Raw genomic sequence first — 23,920 nt, 5'->3', positions numbered from 1 at the left:
CTTGGACAAAGTGGGAGACCCTCGGGGTGGCGGCCATTTCTCAGTGGTTGCTACCGGGTCGGCCAAGGAAAACCCGATGGTTCTGCTGGTTGAAAATCAATACCTCGGAAGGGCTGACCATGCTGAATAATCGCAGTAATCCTCTTTCCAGTTCGGAATATGAGGGGGTTAAAAAAGCGGGCGATATTGAGCCGTTTCCTAGCGGGAAGATTACCTATCTCGCACCGTTGCCATTACCTACATCAATGCCGCCTTACGGACCTCATATCGGAGCGTTCAATGACGGATACATGGATTTTGGTCTCGGCTCACTGGAGGTATTCCCATGGCAGCTAATTTTCGGCGGAACGACCGCAGGCACTTTTATGGTGCTCGTTTTATTTCCTTTGTTCACGGGCTTGCTAGGAATTCTTTTTGGCTATGGGAACGAGGCAATTTGGGAATCAATGGTAGGTGTATTCGAAGTGGCATTGGAAAATGAGTTAATTTGCGGCCCCTTGACCCTGTTCATCGGCCTCGGCGTCTGGCACCACGTCCACAAAAAGCGCCTCTCCCTCATCCCAACCCGCTTCAACCGCCAACGCCGCGAAGTCTGCTTCATGCCCGAAGGCGCCACCGAACCTGTCTTCGTCCCATGGGAATCGCTGTCCGCCTGGATCATCGAAGCCAAGGGCGCCACCCAGTTCGGCATCCATCGCCAATACGGTATGGGCATCGGTTTCTACCAAGGTGAAACCCTCATAAGCCAGGAATTCCAATGCGCCGGCCTGGAGCTCGCGATCAGCCATTGGGAAGCGATTCGCGGTTACATGGAGTACGAAGTCAACGACCTCAAATCCATTCAGGATTTGCAAGACCTTCAAGGCCCAGACGACCCACCCCACGAAGGCCTGCACACTTTTCGTAACGCCCGCGCGCGGATGCACCAGCAGATTCGTGAAGGCCGCCGCTCGCGGCTTTCGGGGTTCTTCTGGTACCTGTATCACGTCATGACTTTATGGACGATTCCCAACCGTTTGGTCGAATGGGAAGTGCGCCGTCTGGAAAGAATCGGCAAACAGGCGCTGCCGGAAGTCATGCGCGAATGGTCTGAGCCGCTGCCGAAAGAGCAATGGGCCAAGCCCAGTGAAGAGTTGCTGCGGCTGAGCGAACAAGTGCGGCGGATGCACAAGCGCCAGCCGCATCGGCCGATTACGCAGATTTTTGCTGAGGTTTGCAGGCGGGGCTGACTGGGCGGTGCAGGCAGGTTCGATTGCCTTCGCGAGCGGGCTCGCTCCCACAGGAGACCACGCTACAAATGTGGGAGCGAGCCCGCTCGCGAAGGGGCCGCTCGGTCAGCACAAAAATCTGCGCTCTCGCGCTCTGCTAGAATCCGCCCCATTCATTGCCAGAGACTTTCCCATGAGCGAGCCGATTCGTCTGACCCAATACAGCCATGGCGCCGGTTGTGGCTGCAAGATTTCCCCACAGGTGCTGGAAGTGATCCTCGCCGGCAGCGGCGCACAGAACCTTGATCCAAAACTCTGGGTCGGCAACGCATCGCGCGATGACGCGGCGGTGTATGCGATCGATGCCGAGCGCGGTGTGGTGTCGACCACCGATTTCTTCATGCCGATTGTCGATGACCCGTTCGACTTCGGCCGCATCGCCGCGACCAATGCGATCAGCGATATCTATGCGATGGGCGGCGATCCGTTGATGGCGATCGCGATCCTCGGTTGGCCGGTGAATGTGCTGGCGCCGGAGGTGGCGCGGGAAGTGATTCGTGGCGGTCGCTCGGTGTGCGACGCGGCGGGCATTCCGTTGGCGGGGGGGCATTCGATCGATGCGCCGGAGCCGATCTTCGGCCTCGCCGTCACCGGCCTCGTGGAAAAGCGCCACATGAAACGCAACGACACCGCTACCGCCGGTTGCCTGTTGTACCTGACCAAACCGTTGGGCATCGGCATCCTCACTACCGCGGAAAAGAAGGGCAAGTTGCGCGCCGCCGACGTCGGTGTCGCCCGCGACTGGATGTGCACCCTGAACAAGCCTGGCAGCCGCTTCGGCAAACTCGCCGGCGTTACGGCGATGACCGACGTCACCGGTTTCGGCCTGCTCGGGCACTTGGTGGAAATGGCCGACGGCAGCCAGTTGACCGCGCGCATCGCCTATGACCGCGTGCCGCGTCTGGACAGCGTCGAGTACTACCTCGATCAGGGCTGCGTGCCGGGCGGTACGCTGCGCAACTTCGACAGCTATTCGAGCAAGGTTGGCCGCGTGCAGGAGTTGCACAAACGCGTGCTGTGCGATCCGCAGACCAGCGGTGGTCTGCTGATTGCGGTCACGCCTGAAGGTAATGCCGAGTTCCTCGGCGTCGCCGCCGAACTGGGCCTGAGCCTTGCGCCGATCGGCGAACTGGTTGAGCGACAGACGAACGCGGTCGAGGTGATTTGATGCTCCGCGACTGCACCGACTACCGCGATATTTTCCTCAACGACCGGCCGATGATGGATGCCCGCGCGCCGGTCGAGTTTCACAAAGGCGCGTTCCCCGGCGTGGTCAATCTGCCGCTGATGAATGATCTGGAACGGCAGAAGATCGGCACCTGCTACAAGCAGCATGGCCAGCAGGCGGCAATCGAGCTGGGCCATCAAATAGTGTCCGGCGCAGTCAAAGCCGAGCGCATCCAGGCCTGGGCCGACTTCGCCCGGGCTCATCCCGATGGTTATCTGTACTGTTTTCGCGGTGGTTTGCGCTCGCAGATCACCCAGCAGTGGCTGCGCGACGAGGCGGGCATCGACTATCCGCGCGTCGGCGGCGGCTACAAGGCAATGCGCAGTTTTTTGATCGACACCCTTGAGCAAGCCATCGCGCAGTGTGATTTTGTTTTGCTCGGCGGCATGACCGGCACCGGCAAGACCGAAGTGCTGGTGCAGTTGCGCAACGGTGTGGATCTGGAAGGCCACGCCAACCATCGCGGCTCCAGTTTCGGCAAACGTGCCACCGGGCAGCCGTCGAATATCGATTTCGAGAATCGCCTGGCCATCGACTTCATGAAGAAGCGCGATGCCGGGATCGAGCAGTTTGTGCTCGAAGACGAGAGCCGTGTGGTCGGCAGTTGCGCCTTGCCGTTGCCGCTGTATCAGGGCATGCAGCAGTACCCGATGGTATGGCTGGAAGATCGTTTCGAGCACCGTGTCGAGCGGATCCTGCGTGATTACGTCATTGATCTGTCGGCGGAGTTTGCCTCCCTCCACGGCGACACCGGGTTTGCGCTGTTTTCCGAACGTCTGCTGGAGAGTCTCAACAACGTACAGAAACGCCTCGGCGGTGAGCGCCATTCGCGGATGCTGGCATTGATGGAACAGGCGCTGGCCGAGCAGGGCCGCAGCGGTGCGGTGGATCTGCATTGCGGCTGGATCGAGGGTTTGCTGCGCGAGTATTACGACCCGATGTATGTCTTCCAGCGCGAGAAGAAGGGCGGGCGGATCGAGTTTGCCGGGGAGCGTCAGGCGGTGATCGAGTATTTGCGTGCGAGGGTGAATCAGAAGGCTTGAGGCGCAAGCAACTGGCCTCTTCGCGAGCAGGCTCGCTCCCACAGTTGAAATGCGTTCCCCTGTGGGAGCGAGCCTGCTCGCGAAGACGCAAGATCGGGCGATACAAAACTCAGGTCGGGCAAGTGTCCTTGCCGTTATCCAGCCCCTGTTTGTAGACATGGCTCTGCAAACTGGCCTTGCCGTTGTGCCACTTCAGGGTCAGCACATACAGCGAATCGAAGTCATCGCCGGCCCAGTCATCGGTGATCTTCTGTCGCTCGCCCACTGCGTTGCCGGCGACCTTGTTGATCAGATCCGGCAGATAACCGTGGGACCAGGCGGTGTAGATCGTCGAGTTGTGGTACTTCTCGTCCAGCAGCTCGCGGGCCAGATCGCTGGTGTCGTTGGCAGAGAATTCGATGTTCACCGGCAGGCCGAGCTTGATCGCGGCCGGGCTGATGGTCATCAGCGGACGAATGTAGCTGTAGGAATTATCCAGCTCGCCTTCCTCGACGTTGCGCGTCGGGTTGGCGGCGAACACGTAATCGGCCTTGCCGAATTTTTCCGGCAGCAGCGTCGACAGGTCGATGGCGCGGTTCAGGCCCTGGCAGTTGAGCTGGCCGAGGCCGCCTTCGGGCTTTTCCGCATGGCGCAGGAACACCAGCGTCTGTGTGCCGTCCGCCGGTTGGGCGCGGCTTTCGCTGGATTCGAGGGACAGAAAAAGCGCGCTGACTGCCAGCAGGGAGGGCAGGGCCACGTACGCGCGATGTTTGAAACGTTTGGCGAAACTCATCAGGTTCGTCATCAATTCGAAGGTTCTTCAGCAATATCGGTTAAGGCTGACAAACCTTTGCACCGCGGGCTCCCAGCACCGGGTGTTTCCCTGTCATAAACAGCTTCCTCTGCGAGAAAGGCATAACTCAGAGTCCTGTAATGCCCGTTTGGTTCGATCCGGGCCAGTGCGCAGCACTCTAACGGCAACCTTTGCGGGCATGCAGGCAGGTTAGCGACAGGATGTTACGGTTCGTGTAGGCGCGGCAGCAGGCCTACTTTATGATCGGTTTTCAATTTGTGACTGGATGCTTCCAATGACCGATCTGTCTGCATTCCCGATTACTCAGAAATGGCCGGCGCAGTACCCGGACTGGATTCAGCTCTACTCCCTGCCGACCCCCAACGGCGTCAAAGTGTCGATCATGCTCGAAGAGATCGGCCTGCCGTACGAGCCGCACCGCGTCGGTTTCGACACCAACGACCAGACCTCGGCGGAATTTCTCTCGCTGAACCCGAACAACAAGATCCCGGCGATCCTTGACCCACATGGCCCTGAAGATAAACCGCTGCCGCTGTTCGAATCCGGCGCGATCCTGATTTATCTGGCCGACAAGAGCGGCCAGCTGCTCGCTCAGGAAGGCGCGCTGCGCTACGAGACCATCCAATGGCTGATGTGGCAGATGGGCGGCATCGGCCCGATGTTCGGCCAGCTCGGTTTCTTCAACAAATTTGCCGGCAAGGATTACGAGGACAAGCGTCCCCGCGATCGGTATGTCGAGGAGAGCAAACGCCTGCTGAATGTGCTCAACACTCGCCTCGAAGGCCGCGACTGGATCATGGGCGAGCGCTACACCATCGCCGACATCGCCACGTTCCCGTGGGTGCGCAATCTGCTCGGATTTTACGAGGCGGGGGATCTGGTCGGGATTGAGAATTTCCCCAACGTCACCCGAGTGCTGGAGCGGTTTCTAGCTCGCCCGGCAGTCATCCGCGGCCTGACCATCCCATCCTGACTTTCAGTTGTACACATGCCCCCTGTGGGAGCTGGCTTGCCAGCGATGAAGCCAGCACAGTCAACCTCATTGGTGACTGACCTGCCGCCATCGCTGGCAAGCCAGCTCCCACAGGAATTTGAAATGTACATGCAGGATTATTACAAGCCCGGTAACGCTCTCTTGATTGATCCAGGTTTGTCCCGCACCCGCCGCAAGGCATAAGCTTCGCCCCCTACGACTTTCGTCTCATCCGCTGTTTTCAGGAAAGGCCCCATGTCCAGTCAGTTCCCCGAAGCACGTCCCCGCCGTCTGCGCCGCAATGCGAGCCTGCGCAGTCTGTTCCAGGAAACCGAGTTCAGCCTGAACGATCTGGTCCTGCCAATCTTCGTCGAGGAAGACATCGACGACTTCGTGCCGATCACCAGCATGCCCGGCGTGCAGCGCATCCCCGAGCGTAAACTGGCCAGTGAAATCGAGCGCTATGCCCGTGCCGGGATCAAGTCTGTGATGACCTTTGGCGTGTCCCATCATCTCGATGCCAACGGCAGCGACACCTGGCGCGAAGACGGTCTGGTGTCGCGCATGTCGCGCATTGCCAAGGACGCCGTGCCGGAAATGATCGTGATGTCCGACACCTGCTTCTGCGAATACACCGATCACGGCCATTGCGGCGTGATGCACAACCACGAAGTCGACAATGACCAGACCCTGATCAACCTCGGCAAACAAGCCGTAGCGGCCGCCCGCGCCGGTGCTGACGTGATTGCGCCGTCGGCGGCGATGGACGGCCAGGTGCGCGCGATTCGCCAGGCGCTCGACGCTGCCGGCTTCACGCAGATTCCGATCATGGCCTACTCGACCAAATTCGCTTCGGCACTCTACGGCCCGTTCCGCGAGGCCGGCGGCAGCGCGCTCAAGGGCGATCGCAAAAGCTATCAGATGAACCCGATGAACCGCCGCGAAGCCCTGCGCGAATCGCTGCTCGATGAGCAGGAAGGTGCCGATGCGCTGATGGTCAAACCGGCCGGTGCTTACCTCGACATCATCCGCGACATCCGCCAGGCCTCGAACCTGCCACTGGCGGCGTATCAGGTCAGCGGCGAGTACGCGATGATCAAGTTCGGCGCCCAGGCTGGGGCGATCGATGAGGATCGCGTGGTCCGCGAAAGCCTTGGCGCAATCAAGCGTGCGGGGGCGGATCTGATCTTCACTTACTTTGCGATGGATCTGGCGTTGGCGGGGATCTGAGAAAGGAATCGCAACTTGCAGCATTGCCTGTATGGAATGGTTGCTCCTTGTAGGCAGAGGCGTCAGGTTGCGATCGTCTCCATGATTCGATTTTTATCAGAAAAGAGCTTTGCTGAGTTTGACACCTAGCGACGCAGTGACATACAGCGTTGAAGCACCAGTTTTGTGTTCGACTGGATCGAAATCAGCTTTGATTACTCCACTGAAACGAGTTTTATTTTCAGAAATCGTTAGATGCAAGATTGATTGATTGGGCGATGCGTACGTCCAACCTGCATGATTTGCAAAGTAGAATGCGGCGTACTGGTAGTAGGTCGAAGGTATTTCATATGTTCCATCTTCCAGATCGCTGAAAATTTGAAATATAAAAGACCTGTCGTTGGCCTCCGTTCTCCCTCGGAACTCATATTTTACCCGCTGGGTTGAACGCAACTCGATCAAAGCAGCATTTAAAGGTTGGTGGTCGGCGACTTCGAACAGTGCGTTTAATGTTCCAGTGACCTCTATGTCTTGCACTTGTTCTGCGGTGGACAGTTCCATCTTGATTGCTCCTTGAAAACGGTGAGCAATGATTAGAGGTGGCGCTGCGCAATGCGTCCACTGTCAGAGTTGACAGGTGTTCAGGTCTTTCCGACGAATGGCTGGCCAACAAAGTGTGAAGGTCACTGAAAAGGCCGGATGCCGTGATCGAGGAAGTAGCGTTCGATCACCTTCGGATCGGCGCTGCTATCGGCAATCGCCACATAGGTATCCGGCCGCAGCAGGTAAAACCCGTTGCGCCCCAACCCCGCCGTTTTGAACGCCGGGCGCCAGTCGAAGACGTGCAGCGGCAAGTGGTGTTCGGCGCACCAGGCGATCATCTCGTCGCTGGTGTCGCCGTACACATGCACCTGCCAGCATGGCTGCCGTAGCGGTTCGAAATTATCCCCTTCGCCATCATGCGCCCACGGCAAGCGGTCGCCGCCGTGCACGTGGCCGGCTTCACCCTGGCTCAGTGGCATGCCGCGATAGTTGAGGGTGACTTGCGAGACCGTGCGAAACAGGAATTCGCGGCTGGCTTCGAACCCGGCCATTTTCGGCAGCAGAAACGGCGCCACACGCATCCGTAGCAGATCGGCCATGCGACCCTGCGCGGTGACGAAACTGAAGACCTTGTCGGTGGTGGAGACCAGTCGGCGAGCGAAGGCGATGCGCTCGGTTTCGTAGGTGTCGAGCAGTTTCGGTTCGGCACCACCGCTGAGCACGGCGGCGAGCTTCCAGGCCAGATTGATTGCATCGCCAATGCCCGTGTTCATGCCCTGGCCACCGGCCGGACTGTGTACATGGGCGGCATCGCCGAGCAGAAACGCCCGGCCGTTGCGAAAGTGCTCGGCCACCCGGTGATGCACGCGGTAAGTGGAGAACCAGTGCACGTCTTCGATATGCACTTTCAGGTGTTCGATGGCGCGGCTGCTGACGTCGGCAAATTGCAGGGTTTCGGCACGCTCGGCGCGTTCGTCACGCACCGTGCCGATCAGTCGCGCGCGGCCTTCGCCGGCCAGTGGAAACACCGCGAGAAAATCCGCTTGGTCCAGGTCCAGATGCAACTCGCCATTGAGCGCCGGGCCGCTGGCCGTGATATCGGCGACGTAGAAAATCTGCTGATAGGTGCCGCCGGGGAAGTCGGTGTCGAGGGCTTTGCGCACCACCGAACGGGCGCCGTCGCAACCGGCCAGATAACAGGCCTGACAGACTTCCTGCCGGCCATCGGGCAGGCGCAGGTGGGCGGTGAGGGTGTCGCCGGTTTCCTCGAAGCTGTCCAGTGCGGTATTGCGCTCCACACTGACGCCGTAATCTTCGAGGCGCTCGAGCAACAGCCGTTCGTGCTCGTCCTGCGGGAAAATCTCGACAAACGCGTAGGGCGTCAGGCCTTCGCCGATGCGTTTGAGTGGCAGGTGCGCGACCGGTTTGCCGTTGACCCAGAAATTCGCCGCAGCGACCTGATGGCCGCGACGCACGATGGTGTCGGCGAGGTCGAGTTGGCGATACAGCTCAAGGGTGCGTGCCTGCACGGCCAGAGCGCGGGAAGTGGTGCCTGGCGCCGAGGTCTTGTCGATGATGCGCACGCGCACGCCGAGTTTGCTCAGCCACAGCGCCAGGACCAGACCGGTCGGGCCGGCGCCGATGATCAGCACGTCGCTGCGGTTCATGGGGCTGTCCTCCTGTGGCTGTGCAGCAAGTATGGATCAGGTCGCCAGTTCCGGCCTCTTCGCGAGCAGGCTCGCTCCCACAGGGGACGCATTCCAGTGTGGGAGCGAGCCTGCTCGCGAAGCGTCCGGTCAAGCACCACAAAAACCAGAAAGGCCCCGCAACCGTTAAGCTGCGGGGCCTTTTTTTACGACGCAATGACGCTTAGAAGTCGATCGTCCCCGACAACTTCGCCACTCGCGGTTCGCCCTGGGTCAGGTAGCCGCCCTGAGCCGATTCCCAGTACTTCTTGTTCGCCAGGTTCTCAACACCGAACCGCACGGTCACATCCTTCTCCGACACCTTGAACGCATAACGCGCGCCGGCATCGAAGCGGTTCCACGTCGGCAGGCTGAGGTTGTTTGCTGCGTCGGCGTATTGTCCGCCGGTGCGCAGCATCCGCGCGTTCAGCGCAACGCCTTGCAGGCCTGGCACGTCCCAGTCCACGCCAGCGTTGAACTGGAAGGTCGGTACGCCGATGGCGTGGTTACCGTCGTTGGCGCCATTGAGGGTGTTTTTCAGTTCGGTGTCCATCAGGGTCAGGCCACTGATCAGGCGCAGGCCGTCGATCGGCTCGCCGAACACGTTCATCTCCACGCCTTTGTTGATCTGTTCGCCTTCACGGACGTAGGTGCAAGTGGTCGGACTGTTGATTTCGCAGTAGCCATCGCTTGGCTGTTCGATGCGGTAAACACCGAGGCTCGCACCGTAGGTGCCCATGTCGACTTTCACGCCCAGTTCGGTCTGCTTGGAGCGTTTCGGTGCGTAGACCTCGTTGCCGTTGGTGACGCGGAAACCGCCGGAGCTGGTCGGCGAAGTCGGCCCTTGGGCCAGGCCTTCGATATGGTTGGCGTAGAACGACACATGCTCCCACGGCTTGAACACGATGCCGTACACCGGAGTGGTGATCGATTCGTCGTAGCTCGACGAACGCGGGCCGCTGCCGTAGCTGGCGTAGCTGTAACCCTGCACCACCAGTTGCTGACGACGCAGACCGGCGGTGACCAGCAGGCGATCGTCGAAGAACCCGAGGGTGTCGGAAATCGCCACGCTGCGGTTGAAGGTCTTGCCGACGATGCCCGGATCGTTGAGATCGCCGCCAGAGAAGTTGCCTACCGGCGCTGGGGTAGTGATCGGGTGATAGATGTTGTTGGAGTAGCGGGTCAGGTCGAAGTCATAGGCACTGCGCTGCTCGGCCCAGATCCCGGTCAGGCCGAAATTCAGCTTGTGGCTGACCGGGCCGGTGTTGAATTTGCCGTTGAGGCCGGCCATGACGCTGGTGTTGTCCTCGTCATGCGGGACGAACGAGCCGGTGGTGAACGAGGCGCCGTTGTTGCCGACCAGCGTGGTCGAGTTATAGCGCCCGACTTCACGGGTGTGCTTGGCGCCACCGGCGGCGTAGGCGGTCCAGCTGTCGTTGAGGTCGTACTCGGCGCGGAGCATGCCGAAGGTGTCTTCGATGTCGGTGTAGCCCCATTTCGGCGCGTAGTTGGTGTCCGCCGATGGCGCGTCCGGGATGTGCGTGGCGGTGCCGAGGTTGACCGAGCTGCGGCCACCGTTAACGCGTTCCTTCTGATAGGCAAAGTCACCGGAAACCCGTAGCGCATCGCCGCGATAATCCAGACCGATGGCGAACAGTTTCGAGCGCTGGTTCTCGTGATCGATACCGGTGTCGCCTTCGCGCTGCGACAGGTTGACCCGCGCGCCGAAGCGGTTGTCTTCACCGAAACGCTGGCCGATGTCGAAGTGATGACCGATGCGGCCTTCGCTGTTGATGTCGGTGGTGTAACGACGCAGCGGCACGTCGCCGGCCCGCTTGGGTTGCAGGTTGACGCCGCCGCCGATGCCGGAACCGGTCGGGGTCACGCCGTTGATGAAAGCGTTGGGGCCTTTGAACACTTCCACGCGCTCCAGCGCATCGGTGGAAATGATCTGCCGGGGCAACACGCCGTACAGGCCGTTATAGGAAATGTCGTCGCCATTGAGCGGCAGGCCGCGAATCATGAAGACCTGCGCCTGGTTGGAGAAGCCCGAGGCCTGGCGCACGGAAGAATCGTTGAGCAGTACATCGGCGACGTTTTCCGCCTGCTGATCCTGGATCAATTGCTCGGTGTAGGACGCGGCGCTGAAGGGCACGTCCATCATGTCCTGATTGCCGAGCACGCCCAACTGGCCGCCGCGCGCAACCTGACCGCCAGCGTAGACCGGGGGCAGGGCGTTGGGTGTCGGGGCTTGGGCATTGACGTTGACGTCGTCGAGCACCAGCTCTTTGCTGTTTTGTTCAGCGGCGTGGGCGGTAACGGTCAGGGAGCACAGCAGGGCAAGCAAAGTCGGGCGAAATGGAGCGCCGAGTCGAGCTGAAGCGGGCATGTCGGATCCTGGAGGCGAGCGGCCAAAGAAAAATAAGGGCGGCGCGGAACTCCTTGCGCTAATGCGACTCCAGGCGCGAATGATAGGGTTTCGCAGTAACGTTTTGCAATCAGTTTGTCATCAGCGTGTAGGAGCTGCCGCAGGCTGCGATCTTTTGATCTTGATCTTGATCTGATCTGCAAAAAGCAAGATCAAAAGATCGCAGCCTGCGGCAGCTCCTACGGGGGTTGTGTATGGTGTTGTGGCGAATTTGATTGGATGGAGCAACATGCGATTACTCATTACTCTCGGCGCCGTGCTACTGCTCGCCGGTTGCGCCAGCCAGCGCAGCAACGAACCGGCGCCGCGTCCGCCGGCTGAAGTGAAGGCGGAAATCGTTCGGCTGTTGCCGGCAAAAACCGCCGACCGTCAGGGCTGGGCCACGGACATCTACGCTGCGTTTGCCGCACAAGGCATCAGCACCACCACGCAAAATCTGTGTTCGGTACTGGCCGTGGCCGAGCAGGAATCGACTTTCCAAGCCGACCCGACGGTGCCCGGGCTGGGCAAGATTGCCCGCGACGAAATCGACCGCCGCGCCGCCAAGGTGCACATCCCCAGCCTGCTGGTCAGCGGCGCTTTACAAGTGCGCTCGCCCAACGGCAAGAGCTACAGCGAGCGTCTGAATGCGGCGCGCAGTGAAAAGGAACTGAGCGCGATTTTCGACGACTTCATCGGCATGGTGCCGATGGGCCGTACGCTGTTCGGCGGCTTCAACCCGGTGCACACCGGCGGGCCGATGCAGGTCAGCATCGAATTCGCCGAGGAGCACGCCAAGGATTATCCGTACACGGTGGACGGCACGATCCGCCGTGAAGTGTTCAGCCGGCGCGGCGGCATGTATTTCGGCATCGCCCATTTGCTCGGTTACCCGGTGAATTACCGCGAGCCGTTGTATCGCTTCGCCGATTTCAACGCCGGCTGGTACGCCAGTCGCAATGCCGCGTTTCAGAATGCGGTCAGCCGCGCGTCCGGCATCCCCCTGACTCTGGACGGCGACCTGATTCGCTACGACTCGATCATGCCCGGCAGTACCGAACTGGCGGTGCGCACCCTCGGCAAGTCGCTGGGCATGCGCAACCCGACGATTCGCGATCAACTGGAGAAGGGCAAAACCCTGGAATTCGAAGAGACCAGACTCTATCAACGCGTGTTCGAACTGGCGGAGCGGGCCGAAGGCAAGGCGTTACCGCGCGCGGTATTGCCGGGGATTGTGCTGCAGAGTCCGAAGATCACCCGCAAACTCACCACTGCCTGGTTCGCCAAGCGCGTGGACGAGCGTTACAAGCGCTGCATGGCGAAGGCCGGATAAAACACGCAGACATAAAAAACCCGGCTGCGGGAGCCGGGTTTCTCTGCGGTGTTGCGCTTGCAGTGATGCATCAGGCAACACGGCGTTCGATCAGACGATCCGAGCCACCTTCAGCAACGCGGCGTTCGATCAGACGATCCGAACCACCTTCGGCAACGCGGCGCTCGATCAGACGATCAGAGCCACCTTCGGCAACGCGGCGTTCGATCAGACGATCCGAACCACCTTCGGCAACGCGGCGTTCGATCAGACGATCCGAACCACCTTCGGCAACGCGGCGCTCGATCAGACGATCAGAGCCACCTTCGGCAACGCGGCGTTCGATCAGACGATCGGAACCACCTTCGGCAACGCGGCGTTCAATCAGACGATCCGAACCACCTTCGGCAACGCGGCGTTCGATCAGACGATCCGAACCGCCTTCAGCCAGACGGCTTTCGATCAGTTTGTCCGAGCCGCCTTCGGCGATCATGGTGTGCGCCGGGGTGGCGGCGAAAGCGTTAACTGCGAAAACCGAGAAAGCGATGCTGAGAAGAGTCTGGCGTTTCATGATGGTGTGCTCCGGGGTGTTGTTGGTTGGTATGGAGCTGATGTTACGCCCGGAATTTTTTATGAGAACTTCATTGCCGTGATGGTGAACATCGACGTCGATGATGGTTGCGGACAACCGCGTAGCAGAGCCTCAGAGCACCTTCACCGCACGCCCGATCGCCTGAATCGGCCCGGTCGGTTTGCCGATCGGTGAGCCATTGGCGCCTTCCAGGGTCAGCTCAAACAGCTGGTTCGGTTGCAGCGGCGGCAACTTGTCCAGCGGCACCGACAACGCTTGCCCCGGTTTGACCAGTCCCAATGACACCGGTCCCGACCAGCCGTCAGCCTTGGTCCAGAACTCCAGCGCCTTGTCCGCCGGCACCTCGACCACCCCTAGCGGAATCAACTGGATCTCCCGCGCATTGCTCGCCTGAATCACCCAACCCGGCGCCTTGTCCTGCGGCGCCACCAGCACGACCAGATAACTCGGTTTCGGCGCAGTCTGGGTCAGTAGCATCGCGCCCAGAATCAGCGTCGCAGCCAGGCCCGCCGCACTCAGGCCACGCCACAGTGGCAGCAGATTCCACCACGAGGTCAGCGGCTTCTTCACCGTAAGCCGTTCGAGACTGCGCTCGATGCGTGGCCACAGCTGCGCCGAGGGTTGCTGAGGTTCGGCCAGATCGGTCAGCTCCAGCAGACGCCGCTCCCAGGCATCCACCGCTGCACGCAGTTCGGGATCGTTCGGCAGGCGCCGTTGCACCTCGATGCGCTGCTCGAACGACAAGGTGCCGAGCACGTATTCGCCGGCCAGTTCATCCCGTTCCTGCGCTGATTCGCCGGTCATCCCATGCACTCCCGCAAAGCATTGAGGCTGCGCTTGATCCACGCTTTGACCGTGCCCAGCGGCGTGTCGAGGCGCGCGGAAATCTGCGCGTGGCTATAACCGTCGACGTAGGCATGGAGGATGCAGCTGCGCCGCTGCGGTTCCAGTTGTTCGAGGCAGCGATGAATGCGCGCCGAGTGAATATCGGCCAGCTCATCAGGCGCCGCTGCCTCATGTTCTTCGCTGAACGGCGTTTCCCGACTTTGCTTGCGCAACTGATTCAAGGCAAGGTGCCGGGTCACGCTGAACATCCAGCCCCGCGCCGAGCCGCGCGCCGGGTCGAACCCGGCCGCGCCGTGCCAGATCTTGATGAATGCCTCATGCACAATGTCCTCCGCCAGCGCCGTATCGCGCACCAGCCGCTTGGCCACACCGAGCAGGCGCGGGCCTTCCTGCACATACAAATCGCGCAAAGCCGCGCGCTCGCCCCGGGCACAGGCGGCGAGGCGGGCTTCGTAATCGAAAACGGATTCGGGTAAAGGCATGGGGTGCAATCTAGCTCACATTTCCCAAACATCCAGAGGCATGGTTCCCTGTGGGAGCGAGCTTGCTCGCGAATGCGGTGGGTCAGAAAGTAATAAGGCGACTGACACTCCGTCTTCGCGAGCAGGCTCGCTCCCACAGGATTGTGCACTGCTTCCGGATATCAGTTCGCCGCCCAGAAAATATAATCCGCCTGGTACTTCACCACTTCCTGCTTGCCCTTGTTCGCCACTGTGCACTCACTGCCCGGCGCTACGCCGCCCTTGAGCGCGACACGCTGGATATAGCTGACCCCGGTCATCGCGCCTTTGCCCTCGGCCGGATTGGCCTTGACCAGTTGATAGGGCAGGTTGCCCGGGCTCGACGGTGCCACGGCGAGTTGTGTGCCGGTGACTTTCGAACCGTCCTTGGCTTGCCAGGTCGCTGGCGGGCCGAAATAGGTGCCGACCTGTTTGCCGCTGCGATCATTGAGCACCGCTTTCGGGCCGACAAAGGTCCACTCGGTCTGCCCGGCCATATTGGGTTTGTCGCGGCATTCGTAGGTGATCTCGCCAACCCCGGTGGTTTCCAGGGCAATCTTGTGCCCGTCCGGCACCTTGATCGCGTCGGGATAACTGCTCTGGGCGAAGGTGGTCGCGGTGAAGGCGAGCAAACCGGTGAAGCCAATCAGCTGGGTGATGTTCATCCGATGATTCTCCGAAAAGGGTAGGGCGCTGACAGCACCAGAGTGGGCTGTTACAGGGACTACCCGTGGCGGAGGCGATTGGATGCAGTGCCGGAAAAATAAATTTCAAACACCACCTATCAAACCTGTGGGAGCGAGCCTGCTCGCGAAAGCGTCGGGCCAGCCAGCACTTATGTGACTGATGCACCGCATTCGCGAGCAGGCTCGCTCCCACAGGGTTCTCTGTACGGCTTGAGACCCGAGGCCTTCAGTAACTCTTGGGTATACGGATGTTGCGGCGCAGCGAAAATCTCCCGCGACGACCCTTGTTCAACCACCTTGCCATCCTTGATCACCATCAAGTCATGCGCCAGCGCATGTACCACCGCCAGATCATGGCTGATGAACAGATAGGTCAGCCCATGCCTGATCTGCAACTGGCGCAACAATTCCACCACTTGCTTCTGCACCGTGCGATCCAGCGCCGACGTCGGTTCGTCGAGCAGGATCAGCGCCGGTTCCAGCACCAGTGCGCGGGCGATGGAGATGCGCTGGCGCTGGCCTCCGGAAAACTCGTGGGGGTAACGATGGCGGCTTTGCGGATCGAGGCCGACTTCCTCGAGCACGCGAATCACCGCTGCCTCGCGCTCGGCCTCGCTGCCGATGCCATGGGTCAGCAAGCCTTCGGCAATGATCTGCTGCACCGACATGCGCGGGCTGAGGCTGCCGAACGGATCCTGAAACACTACCTGAATCTGCCGGCGCAACGGGCGCATCAGACGCTGATTGAGCAGGCTCAACTGCTTGTTGCCGAAACGGATATTGCCCTCTGATTCGACCAGTCGCAGGATCGCCTGACCCAGCGTCGACTTGCCCGAACCCGACTCGCCGACGATGCCCAACGTCTTGCCGCGTTGCAGGGTGAAACTGACGCCGTCCACCGCTTTGATGTAATCCTGCTGACGGCTGAAGAGTTTTTTCGGCAGGGCAAACCACACCTTCAAATCATCGACTTCCAGCAGGTTGTGCTCGTACTTACTGGGCACTGGCGCGCCGCTCGGTTCCGCTTCGATCAACAACCGGCTATAGGGGTGTTGCGGCGCTTGGAACAGCGTCTCGCAATCGGCCTGTTCAACGATCTCGCCCTGACGCATTACGCACACGCGCTGAGCGATCCGGCGTACCAGATTGAGGTCGTGGCTGATCAGCAACAGCGACATGCCGAGGCGCTGCTGCAACTCGATCAGCAGCTCAAGAATCTTCTTCTGTACGGTCACGTCCAGCGCCGTGGTCGGTTCATCGGCAATCAACAGTTCCGGCTCGTTGGCCAGCGCCATGGCGATCATTACCCGTTGCCGCTGACCACCGGAAAGCTGATGCGGATAGGCTTTGAGTCGCTGCAACGGCTGGCGAATACCCACCAGCTCGAGCAGCTCCAGCGTCCGCGCGCGGGCGGCGCGGCCTTTGAGGCCCTTGTGGATTTCCAACACTTCGCTGATCTGTTTTTCCACCGTGTGCAACGGGTTCAGCGAGGTCATCGGCTCCTGGAAAATCATCGCAATGCGATTGCCGCGCAAACCACGCATCTGCTGTTCGCTGGCGTGCAGCAAATCCACGCCGTTGTAGCGAATCGCGCCGCTGCTGCTGACGTTCTTGCCCGGCAACAAACGCAGAATCGAATGCGCCGTCACCGACTTGCCCGAGCCGGACTCGCCGACCAGCGCCAGACACTCGCCACGGCGAATATCGAGGCTCACACCGTGCACCACTTCTTGCCCGGCGAAGGCCACCCGCAGGTCGCGAATTTCAATCAGGTTGTCTTGCATGTCAGCTCCTCGGATCAAAGGCATCTCGGCACGCTTCACCGATGAAAACCAACAAAGACAAGATCAACGCCAGGGCAAAAAACGCCGTCAGCCCCAGCCACGGTGCCTGCAGATTGCGTTTGGCCTGGCCGATCAGTTCACCCAGCGATGCGGTGCCGGCGGGCATGCCGAAGCCGAGGAAATCCAGCGCGGTCAGGGTGGCGATGGCGCCGGTGAGAATGAACGGCAGGTAGGTGAGGGTGGAAGTCATGGCGTTGGGCAGAATGTGCCGGCGCATCAGTTCGCTGTCGGTCAGGCCCAGCGCGCGCGCGGCTTTCACGTATTCGAGATTGCGCCCCCGCAGGAACTCGGCGCGCACCACGTCGACCAGCGCCAGCCAGGAAAACAGCGCCATGATCCCCAGCAGCCACCAGAAACTCGGCGAGACGAAGCCGGACAGAATGATCAGCAGGTACAGCACCGGCAACCCCGACCAGATTTCCAGTACGCGCTGCCCGAGCAAGTCGACCCAGCCGCCGTAATAACCCTGTAAAGCCCCGGCGAGAATGCCGATCAACGCGCTGATGGCGGTGAGGATCAGCGCGAACAGAATCGAGATCCGCGTGCCGAAAATCACCCGCGCCAGAACATCGCGAGCCTGATCATCGGTGCCCAGCCAATTGCTCGATGACGGCGGGCTGGGCGCCGGTTCGGTGAGGTCGTAGTTGACCGTGTCGTAACTGAACGGGATCGGCGGAAACAGCATCCAGCCGCCCTGATCCTCGATCAGCTTGTGTACGTAGTTGCTGGCGTAATCCGGCTGGAACGGCAACTCGCCGCCGAAATCGGTTTCCAGATAATCGCTGAGGATCGGAAAGTAGAAGGCGTCGTGGTAGCGGATCACCAGCGGCTTGTCATTGGCGATCAGCTCGCCACCGAGGCAGATCAGGCACAGGCCGATAAACAGCCGCAGTGACCAGCGCCCACGGCGGTTGGCATTGAATTGCGCGACGCGGCGCTGGCCCAGAGGCGACAGTGTGAACATCAGGCAGTCCTCGCCGAAAAATCGATGCGCGGGTCGAGCAGGGTGTAGCAGAGGTCGCCGATCAGCTTGATCAGCAGGCCGAACAGGGTGAACAGAAACAGCGCGCCGAACACCACCGGATAGTCACGCGACACCGCCGCTTCGTAGCTCATGCGCCCGAGGCCGTCGAGGTTGAAGATGGTTTCGATCAGCAGGGAACCGGCGAAAAACACTTCGATCAGTGCCGACGGCACGCCGGCCACCACCAGCAGCATGGCGTTGCGAAACACGTGGCCGTACAGCACGCGCCGCTCGGTCAGGCCCTTGGCTCGTGCGGTGATCACGTACTGCCGGCTGATCTCGTTGAGAAAGCTGTTCTTGGTCAGGATCGTCAGCGTGGCGAAGCCGCCGATCACCAGCGCCGTGACCGGCAGTACGAGGTGCCAGAGGTAGTCGCCGACCTTGCCCAATGTGCTGAGGCTGTCGAAGTTGTCCGACACCAATCCCTGCACCGGAAACCAGTTGACGTAGCTGCCCCCGGCGAACACCACGATCAACAGAATGGCGAAGAGAAACGCTGGCATGGCATAGCCAACGATGATCGCGGTGCTGCTCCAGACATCGAAGGCGCTGCCGTTCCTGATCGCCTTGCGAATGCCCAGCGGAATCGAAATCAGGTAGGTGATCAGCGTCGCCCACAAGCCCAGCGACAACGACACCGGCAGCTTCTGCACGATCAGGTCGGTGACCTTGGCGCCGCGAAAGAAGCTGTTGCCCAGATCCAGTTGTGCGTAGTTTTTCAGCAGCAGCCACAGGCGTTCGTGCAGCGGTTTGTCGAAGCCGTAATGGTGTTTGATTTCCTCGATCAGCGCCGGGTCCAGCCCACGGCTGCTGCGCCCGGCACCGCCGACCGCCGCGACTTCGCCACCGCCGCCCATGCTGTGCCCGCCAAAGCCTTGCAGGCGGGCGATGGCTTGTTCCACCGGGCCACCGGGTGCGGCCTGCACGATAAGAAAATTCACCACCAGAATGCACAACAGCGTGGGGATGATCAGCAGCAAACGGCGACTCAGATAACGCAGCATGTCACTGGCCTCCCGCAAGCTGAGCGCTCATCTGCTGAGTCGTCAGCGGCCTGGCCGAGACTTCCCACCAGGTGTTGAGACCTTCGTCATACGAAGGTTGCACGGCGGGCATGCCGAAGCGGTTCTGATACACCGTCGGCGTGCCTTTGGAGTAGTAGTTGGGAATCATGTAGTAACCCCATTGCAGCACCCGGTCGAGGGCGCGGGCGTAATGCACCATGGCTTCGCGGCTGTTGGCCTGGACCAGCCCGTCAATCAGTTGATCGATTGCCGGATCGGCCAGCACCATCGCGTTCGAGCTGCCGACTTGCGTGGCACTTTGCGAGCCATACAGGCTGTACAGCTCGCGGCCCGGGGAGACGATCGGATCGCCACTGCGCGGGAAAGCGCAGACGATCATGTCGTAGTCGCGGGCGTTGAGGCGGTTGATGTATTGCGCTGAATCGATGCGGCGCAGATTGAGCGTGATGCCGATCTGCGCGAGGGTGCGTTTGAACGGCAGCAGCATGCGATCGAAGCCGCCCTGGCCATCGAGAAAGGTGAATTCCAGCGGCTCGCCGGCGGCGTTGACCAGACGATTGTTTTTCGCCGTCCAACCGGCTTCGGCGAGCAGCTTCAGCGCTTGCAGTTGTTTGTCGCGGATGTAGCCGCTGCCATCGGTTTTCGGCGCCTCATAGACCGTGGTGAACACCTCGTCAGGGACCTTGCCGCGCAACGGTTCGAGGATCTTCAATTCCTCGGCATCGGGCAGGGCGCTGGCGGCCATTTCACTCTTGGGCCAGAAGCTGTTCTGACGCACGTAGAAGCCGCGCATCATCTGTTTGTTGGTCCACTCGAAATCCCAGAGCAGGCTGATCGCCTGACGCACGCGGCGATCCTTGAAGAACGAGTTCTGCAGGTTGAACACGAAGCCCTGAGCGGCGGTGGGTTTGTCCGGGGCGAGGATCGACTGCTGCAAGCGGCCGTCACGCAGTGCCGGGCTGTCATAACCGACCACGTAACCAGAGGAGGAGAACTCGCGGTTGTAGTCGAACGCGCCGGCCTGCAACAGCTGGCGGGCGACGTCGGTGTCGCCGTAGAAATTCACCGTCAGGCTGTCGAAGTTGTACATGCCGCGACTGACCGGCAGGTCCTTGCCCCACCAGTCCGGGTCACGCTGGAAACTGATGCTGCGCCCGGCGTCGACTTTGCTCACCCGGTACGGGCCGCTGCCCAGCGGTGGCTCGAAGCCGCCGCCGTTGGCGAAGTCGCGGGTTTTCCACCAGTGCTCGGGCAGCACGCGCAGCGTCGCCAGATCCAGCGCGAGGGTGCGATTGAGGTTGTTCTTGAAGGTGAAACGGACCTGCCGTGGACCTTCGACCAGCACGTCCTGCACGTCGGCGTATTGCTGGCGGTAACTCAGGCTGCCCTTGGTCATCAGCAGGTTGAAGGTGTAGCGCACGTCTTCGGCGGTGATCGGCGTGCCGTCGGCAAAGCGTGCCTTGGGGTTGAGGGTGAAGCGCACCCACAAACCTTCGGGATCGCGCTCGATCTGCTGCGCGACCAGAGCGTAAACCGTGTAGGGCTCGTCCAGCGAGCGGAACGCCAGCGGCGCGTATACCCAGTCATTGACCTGCACCACCGAAATGCCCTGATCGGCATACGGCGTGATGTAGTTGTACTGACCGATCTCCATCGACGCACGGCTGAGCGAACCGCCCTTGGGCGCGTCAGGGTTAACAAAATCGAAATGTTTGAAACCAGCCGGATATTTCGGCGCCTCGCCGTACACCGTCAGCGCGTGACTGCCGCCGGCCAGCGCCGAAGTGCCAGTGCACAGCAGCGCACTGCCGAGCAGCAGGCCAGCCATGTTGCGCAAAAAACTCATGAAGTCACCCTTGAAATCCCTGAAGGAACCCGTACCCCCGGTGGGAGCGAGCCTTTGTGGCGAGGGGATTTATCCCCGATCGGCTGCGCAGCAGTCGCAAGATCAATGCATGCGGTACTTCTGATGCTCCGCGTCGGCAGGTCCTGGGGGCGCTTCGCACCCCATCGGGGATAAATCCCCTCACTACAAAGGCTCGCTCCCACAGAGGGATGCGTTTTATTTGGGGTTAGAAGTGGTAAGCCATGCGCGCAAACAATGTCCGGCCCAGCGGGTCGGTGTAGCGCGGGTCATAGCCGCTCTGGAAGTTGTAGGCCTGGTTGGAGAACGGCGGGTTGCGATCGAACACGTTCTTCATCCCGGCATCGACGTCGAGTACCTTGTTGAAGGTGTAGCCGGCCGACAGATCCCACACCGAATACGAGGCCACGCGCGAATGGGTGTCGCGGTCATAGTCGTTGTAACCGGTGGTGAAGCGGTTGGTCAGCGCTGCTCGCGCCGCCCCCAGGCTCCAGCTGCCGGTGAGGTTGTGCTTCCAGCGCGCGATCACGCCGTCACCCTGAAAGTCGCCGACCTTGTCGGTGAACGGGCCTTTGATGGTGCTCTGGAAGTCGTACTCGTCGACATAGGTGCCTTGCAGGCCGAGGCCGAACTGACCGTACGGCGTGTTCGGGAAGCGATAGTCGAGCGACACATCGACACCATTGGTTTCGACGATGCCGAGGTTGGCGTTGCCGGTAACGATGTAGTTGAGCGTGCCGTCGGCGTTGCGCACGAAGCGGTCCGGATAGGAGCCGGCCTGATCGAACACGGTGGATTCCGGGAACGGCTGGATCTGGTTGGAGATGTGAATCCACCAGAAATCCAGACCCACCGAGAGGTTGCTGATCGGCTGGTAGACGAAGCCCAACGTCACGTTGCGCGCCTTCTCCGGGGCCAGATCTTCGTTGCCGCCAATCTGGTTGAGGAATTGCTGACCGCAATCGCGCCCGCCGTTGCCGCCCGGTTGCACCACGCCGCCGGTACACAGCACCGGATCGTTGTAGTAACCCTGAGTGAACGTGATGCTGCGCGGCGAATACAGCTCGTACAGCGATGGCGCGCGGAAACCTTCGCTGTAGGCACCACGCACCACCAGCTCTTTGATCGGCTGATAACGGAACGAATATTTCGGGTTGGTGGTGCTGCCGAAGTCGCTGTATTTGTCGTGGCGCACAGCGGCGGACAGTTCGAGGCTGTCGAGCACCGGCACGTTGAGTTCGGCATAGGCGGCCTTGACGCTGCGGTCGCCCTCGACGCTGCCGGCCGGGTCGATGCCGAGGCTCTGGATGTCGCCGGCGAACGACTCGAAGTCCTGATGGAATTTCTCCTTGCGGTACTCGCCGCCCAGAGCCAGGCCGGACGGACCTGCGCCGAACCAGTCACCGATTTCACGGCTGACGCGGCCATCGAAACCGGCGACGCGGCCCACGGCGGTGGAGTAGGCGCCGTGGTAGGCGGCGGCATCGATGTACTGCTGGCCGGCAGCGGTCTGCGGGCCGAACGGGTTGAGCAAACCGCTGGCCAGGCCGTCAATCATCGCCTGATCGCTGACATAGCCACTGGTGACGCTGGAGACGATTTTGTTCTGGTTGTACGAGGCGCCGACGTTGTAATCCCAGCCGCCAACCAGACCATCGAAGCTCAGCAGAAAGCGCTGGCTGGTGTTCTGGTCTTTCGATTCACGCGGGCCGGCAGCGGTTTCACGCCAGTTGACATCGACCGGCTGCGTCGGGTCGAGGGCGAAATCGGTCGGCGCCGGGGTGATGCCGTTGCCGGGGTAGTAGGGCGACGATGAATCCAGGCTCAGACCAGTCAGTGGCGCCGGGCCGACGGCGACGGCGTTGTTGTTGCGCGACCAGAAATATTCAAGGTTGGCATTGTGATCATCGCCGAGCTTGGCAGTGGTCTTGCCGAAGAACGAGGTCTTCTCGGTCTGTGGCACCAGGTCGATGAATTCACGGGTGCTGAAGCGGCACAAGCCGTCGCGGGCGATCAGGTTGGGGCCGTTGCAGTTGCTGTTGGCCAACGGGTTGGTGGCGTTGCCGTTCTGGCTGTAGTTGCCGGGGAACGCGGTGCCGGAGGTCTGATCGAGACCGCGACCGGGCGCGTAGTCGGTGGCGAAGGAGCGGTCGTTGGCGTCGAGGTTCTGCTGCTTGTTGTAGTTGAACACGCCGAGGACGTTGAAGCGGTCTTCTTCCAGATCGCCGTAGCCCCAACTGGCGCTCATGTCCTTGGTCGCGCCGCCACCGCTGTGGGTCGGCGTTTCGCCACCGAGGGTCAACGCGCCGTCGGTAAGGGATTTCTTGGTGATGAAGTTGATCACACCGCCGATGGCGTCGGTGCCGTACAGGGCCGAGGCGCCGTCGCGCAGCACTTCCACGCGCTCGATGGCGGCGAACGGGATCATGTTCAGGTCCACCGCGCCGCCGGCCGAGTTGGTCCCCGACAGGGCATTGTTGGCCAGGCGTCGACCGTTGAGCAGCACCAGCGTCTTGTTCGCGCCGATGCCGCGCATGTCGGCAAACGACGCACCGCCAGTGGCCGCGCCGACGGAGCCGGCGCTGTTGTTGATCGACTGGCTGCCGGTGATGCGCTGGACCAGTTCGGCGGTGGTGGTCACGCCCTGTTTGCGCAGTTCCTCAGCCTTGAGGATGGTGATCGGCACCGCCGTTTCCGCATCGACCCGGCGAATCGCCGAACCGGTCACTTCGACCCGTTGCAGTTGCGTGGTCGGCGCCGCCACGACAGCGGCTGCCGGCGTGGCACTGTTGTCGTCCTCGGCCGCTTGCACGGTCCCGGCGCCCATCCCCATGGCCACCAGATACAGCGGAACAAAACGGTGGCGAGACATCGTTGCCACCAAAGGTTTGAGCGTGAAGCGTGGAGTGTTCATCAGCATGGTTGTTTCCGATTTTCAGACGTTATCGAATTGGCCTTGTGAGCCGCTCATTGCTCCGCTTCCGGTGATACCGCGCGCGGAAAACCACTTTCTTCAAGCAAGCCGATCCCCTCCGAAGACGCGGGGCGTTTTTTCGGTCGGCCGGGTGCGACGGGATT

At 61.0% G+C, this 23,920-nt stretch carries 19 protein-coding genes; 6 read left to right on the top strand and 13 right to left on the bottom strand.

What is annotated here, in order from left to right:
* Positions 1-89 precede the first annotated feature (89 nt).
* The 3 genes from AB4N85_RS12380 to mnmH all read left to right on the top strand — a co-directional run bounded on the left by AB4N85_RS12380 (position 90) and on the right by mnmH (position 3,539).
* Positions 90-1,229, top strand: a complete 1,140-nt coding sequence (locus AB4N85_RS12380) for a hypothetical protein (protein ID WP_252867919.1) — start codon at positions 90-92, stop codon at positions 1,227-1,229.
* Positions 1,230-1,401: 172 nt separating this feature from the next.
* Positions 1,402-2,436 (top strand): selenide, water dikinase SelD, encoded by a 1,035-nt coding sequence (gene selD, locus AB4N85_RS12375; RefSeq protein ID WP_073471375.1) that lies wholly within the window; start codon positions 1,402-1,404, stop codon positions 2,434-2,436.
* The gene (gene mnmH / locus AB4N85_RS12370; RefSeq protein ID WP_252867918.1) at positions 2,436-3,539 is read left to right on the top strand and encodes a tRNA 2-selenouridine(34) synthase MnmH; all 1,104 of its coding nucleotides are present in this window, start codon (positions 2,436-2,438) and stop codon (positions 3,537-3,539) included. Before selD ends, mnmH begins: the two co-directional genes overlap by 1 nt.
* Positions 3,540-3,648: 109 nt before the next feature.
* Here mnmH and AB4N85_RS12365 read toward each other — a convergent pair whose 3' ends face one another.
* Positions 3,649-4,323: a hypothetical protein gene (locus tag AB4N85_RS12365; RefSeq protein ID WP_024013504.1), complete on the bottom strand. Its 675-nt coding sequence runs from the start codon at positions 4,321-4,323 to the stop codon at positions 3,649-3,651.
* A 283-nt stretch (positions 4,324-4,606) separates the two neighbouring features.
* On the opposite strand from AB4N85_RS12365, the gene AB4N85_RS12360 reads away from it, so the two are divergent.
* Together AB4N85_RS12360 and hemB are read left to right on the top strand one after the other, a co-directional pair.
* Positions 4,607-5,305 carry a glutathione binding-like protein gene (locus AB4N85_RS12360; RefSeq protein ID WP_041477217.1) on the top strand — a complete coding sequence of 233 codons (699 nt, stop codon included), beginning with the start codon at positions 4,607-4,609 and terminating at the stop codon, positions 5,303-5,305.
* A gap of 255 nt (positions 5,306-5,560) precedes the next feature.
* Positions 5,561-6,535 carry a porphobilinogen synthase gene (gene hemB, locus AB4N85_RS12355; RefSeq protein ID WP_016775388.1) on the top strand — a complete coding sequence of 325 codons (975 nt, stop codon included), beginning with the start codon at positions 5,561-5,563 and terminating at the stop codon, positions 6,533-6,535.
* Positions 6,536-6,631: 96 nt separating this feature from the next.
* Here hemB and AB4N85_RS12350 read toward each other — a convergent pair whose 3' ends face one another.
* From AB4N85_RS12350 to AB4N85_RS12340, 3 genes are all read right to left on the bottom strand, one after another.
* The gene (locus AB4N85_RS12350; protein WP_252867917.1) at positions 6,632-7,075 is read right to left on the bottom strand and encodes a hypothetical protein; all 444 of its coding nucleotides are present in this window, start codon (positions 7,073-7,075) and stop codon (positions 6,632-6,634) included.
* A gap of 122 nt (positions 7,076-7,197) precedes the next feature.
* Positions 7,198-8,724, bottom strand: a complete 1,527-nt coding sequence (locus tag AB4N85_RS12345; RefSeq protein ID WP_252867916.1) for an FAD-dependent oxidoreductase — start codon at positions 8,722-8,724, stop codon at positions 7,198-7,200.
* Between the two features lie 202 nt (positions 8,725-8,926).
* Complete coding sequence (locus AB4N85_RS12340) at positions 8,927-11,131, bottom strand: TonB-dependent receptor (protein WP_252876609.1); 2,205 nt, start codon at positions 11,129-11,131, stop codon at positions 8,927-8,929.
* A 268-nt stretch (positions 11,132-11,399) separates the two neighbouring features.
* On the opposite strand from AB4N85_RS12340, the gene AB4N85_RS12335 reads away from it, so the two are divergent.
* On the top strand, positions 11,400-12,482 hold the full coding sequence (locus tag AB4N85_RS12335) for a DUF1615 domain-containing protein (protein WP_310217087.1): 1,083 nt from the start codon (positions 11,400-11,402) through the stop codon (positions 12,480-12,482).
* A gap of 70 nt (positions 12,483-12,552) precedes the next feature.
* On the opposite strand, the gene AB4N85_RS12330 is transcribed toward AB4N85_RS12335, so the two are convergent.
* The 9 genes from AB4N85_RS12330 to AB4N85_RS12290 form a co-directional block, all read right to left on the bottom strand.
* Complete coding sequence (locus AB4N85_RS12330; RefSeq protein ID WP_024013496.1) at positions 12,553-13,032, bottom strand: hypothetical protein; 480 nt, start codon at positions 13,030-13,032, stop codon at positions 12,553-12,555.
* 132 nt (positions 13,033-13,164) lie between these two features.
* Positions 13,165-13,857, bottom strand: a complete 693-nt coding sequence (locus AB4N85_RS12325; protein WP_150741205.1) for an anti-sigma factor — start codon at positions 13,855-13,857, stop codon at positions 13,165-13,167.
* Entirely contained in the window at positions 13,854-14,381 is a 528-nt protein-coding gene (locus AB4N85_RS12320) for a sigma-70 family RNA polymerase sigma factor (RefSeq protein WP_310217083.1), read from the bottom strand. The genes AB4N85_RS12325 and AB4N85_RS12320 overlap by 4 nt, the downstream gene beginning before the upstream one ends.
* A gap of 161 nt (positions 14,382-14,542) precedes the next feature.
* Complete coding sequence (locus AB4N85_RS12315) at positions 14,543-15,064, bottom strand: DUF3455 domain-containing protein (RefSeq protein ID WP_252882365.1); 522 nt, start codon at positions 15,062-15,064, stop codon at positions 14,543-14,545.
* Between the two features lie 170 nt (positions 15,065-15,234).
* Entirely contained in the window at positions 15,235-16,869 is a 1,635-nt protein-coding gene (locus tag AB4N85_RS12310) for an ABC transporter ATP-binding protein (protein WP_460068208.1), read from the bottom strand.
* Position 16,870: 1 nt separating this feature from the next.
* On the bottom strand, positions 16,871-17,893 hold the full coding sequence (locus AB4N85_RS12305) for an ABC transporter permease (RefSeq protein WP_252867910.1): 1,023 nt from the start codon (positions 17,891-17,893) through the stop codon (positions 16,871-16,873).
* Positions 17,893-18,957, bottom strand: a complete 1,065-nt coding sequence (locus AB4N85_RS12300) for a microcin C ABC transporter permease YejB (RefSeq protein WP_056788670.1) — start codon at positions 18,955-18,957, stop codon at positions 17,893-17,895. The genes AB4N85_RS12305 and AB4N85_RS12300 overlap by 1 nt, the downstream gene beginning before the upstream one ends.
* A 1-nt stretch (position 18,958) precedes the next feature.
* Positions 18,959-20,824: an extracellular solute-binding protein gene (locus tag AB4N85_RS12295; protein ID WP_460068205.1), complete on the bottom strand. Its 1,866-nt coding sequence runs from the start codon at positions 20,822-20,824 to the stop codon at positions 18,959-18,961.
* 226 nt (positions 20,825-21,050) lie between these two features.
* Complete coding sequence (locus tag AB4N85_RS12290; protein ID WP_460068203.1) at positions 21,051-23,762, bottom strand: TonB-dependent receptor; 2,712 nt, start codon at positions 23,760-23,762, stop codon at positions 21,051-21,053.
* Positions 23,763-23,920 lie beyond the last annotated feature (158 nt).

The organism is Pseudomonas sp. H1_G08 (assembly GCF_054681355.1).
Note: the sequence above shows the minus strand (reverse complement) of the source record. Positions and strands in the feature narration are given on the sequence as shown.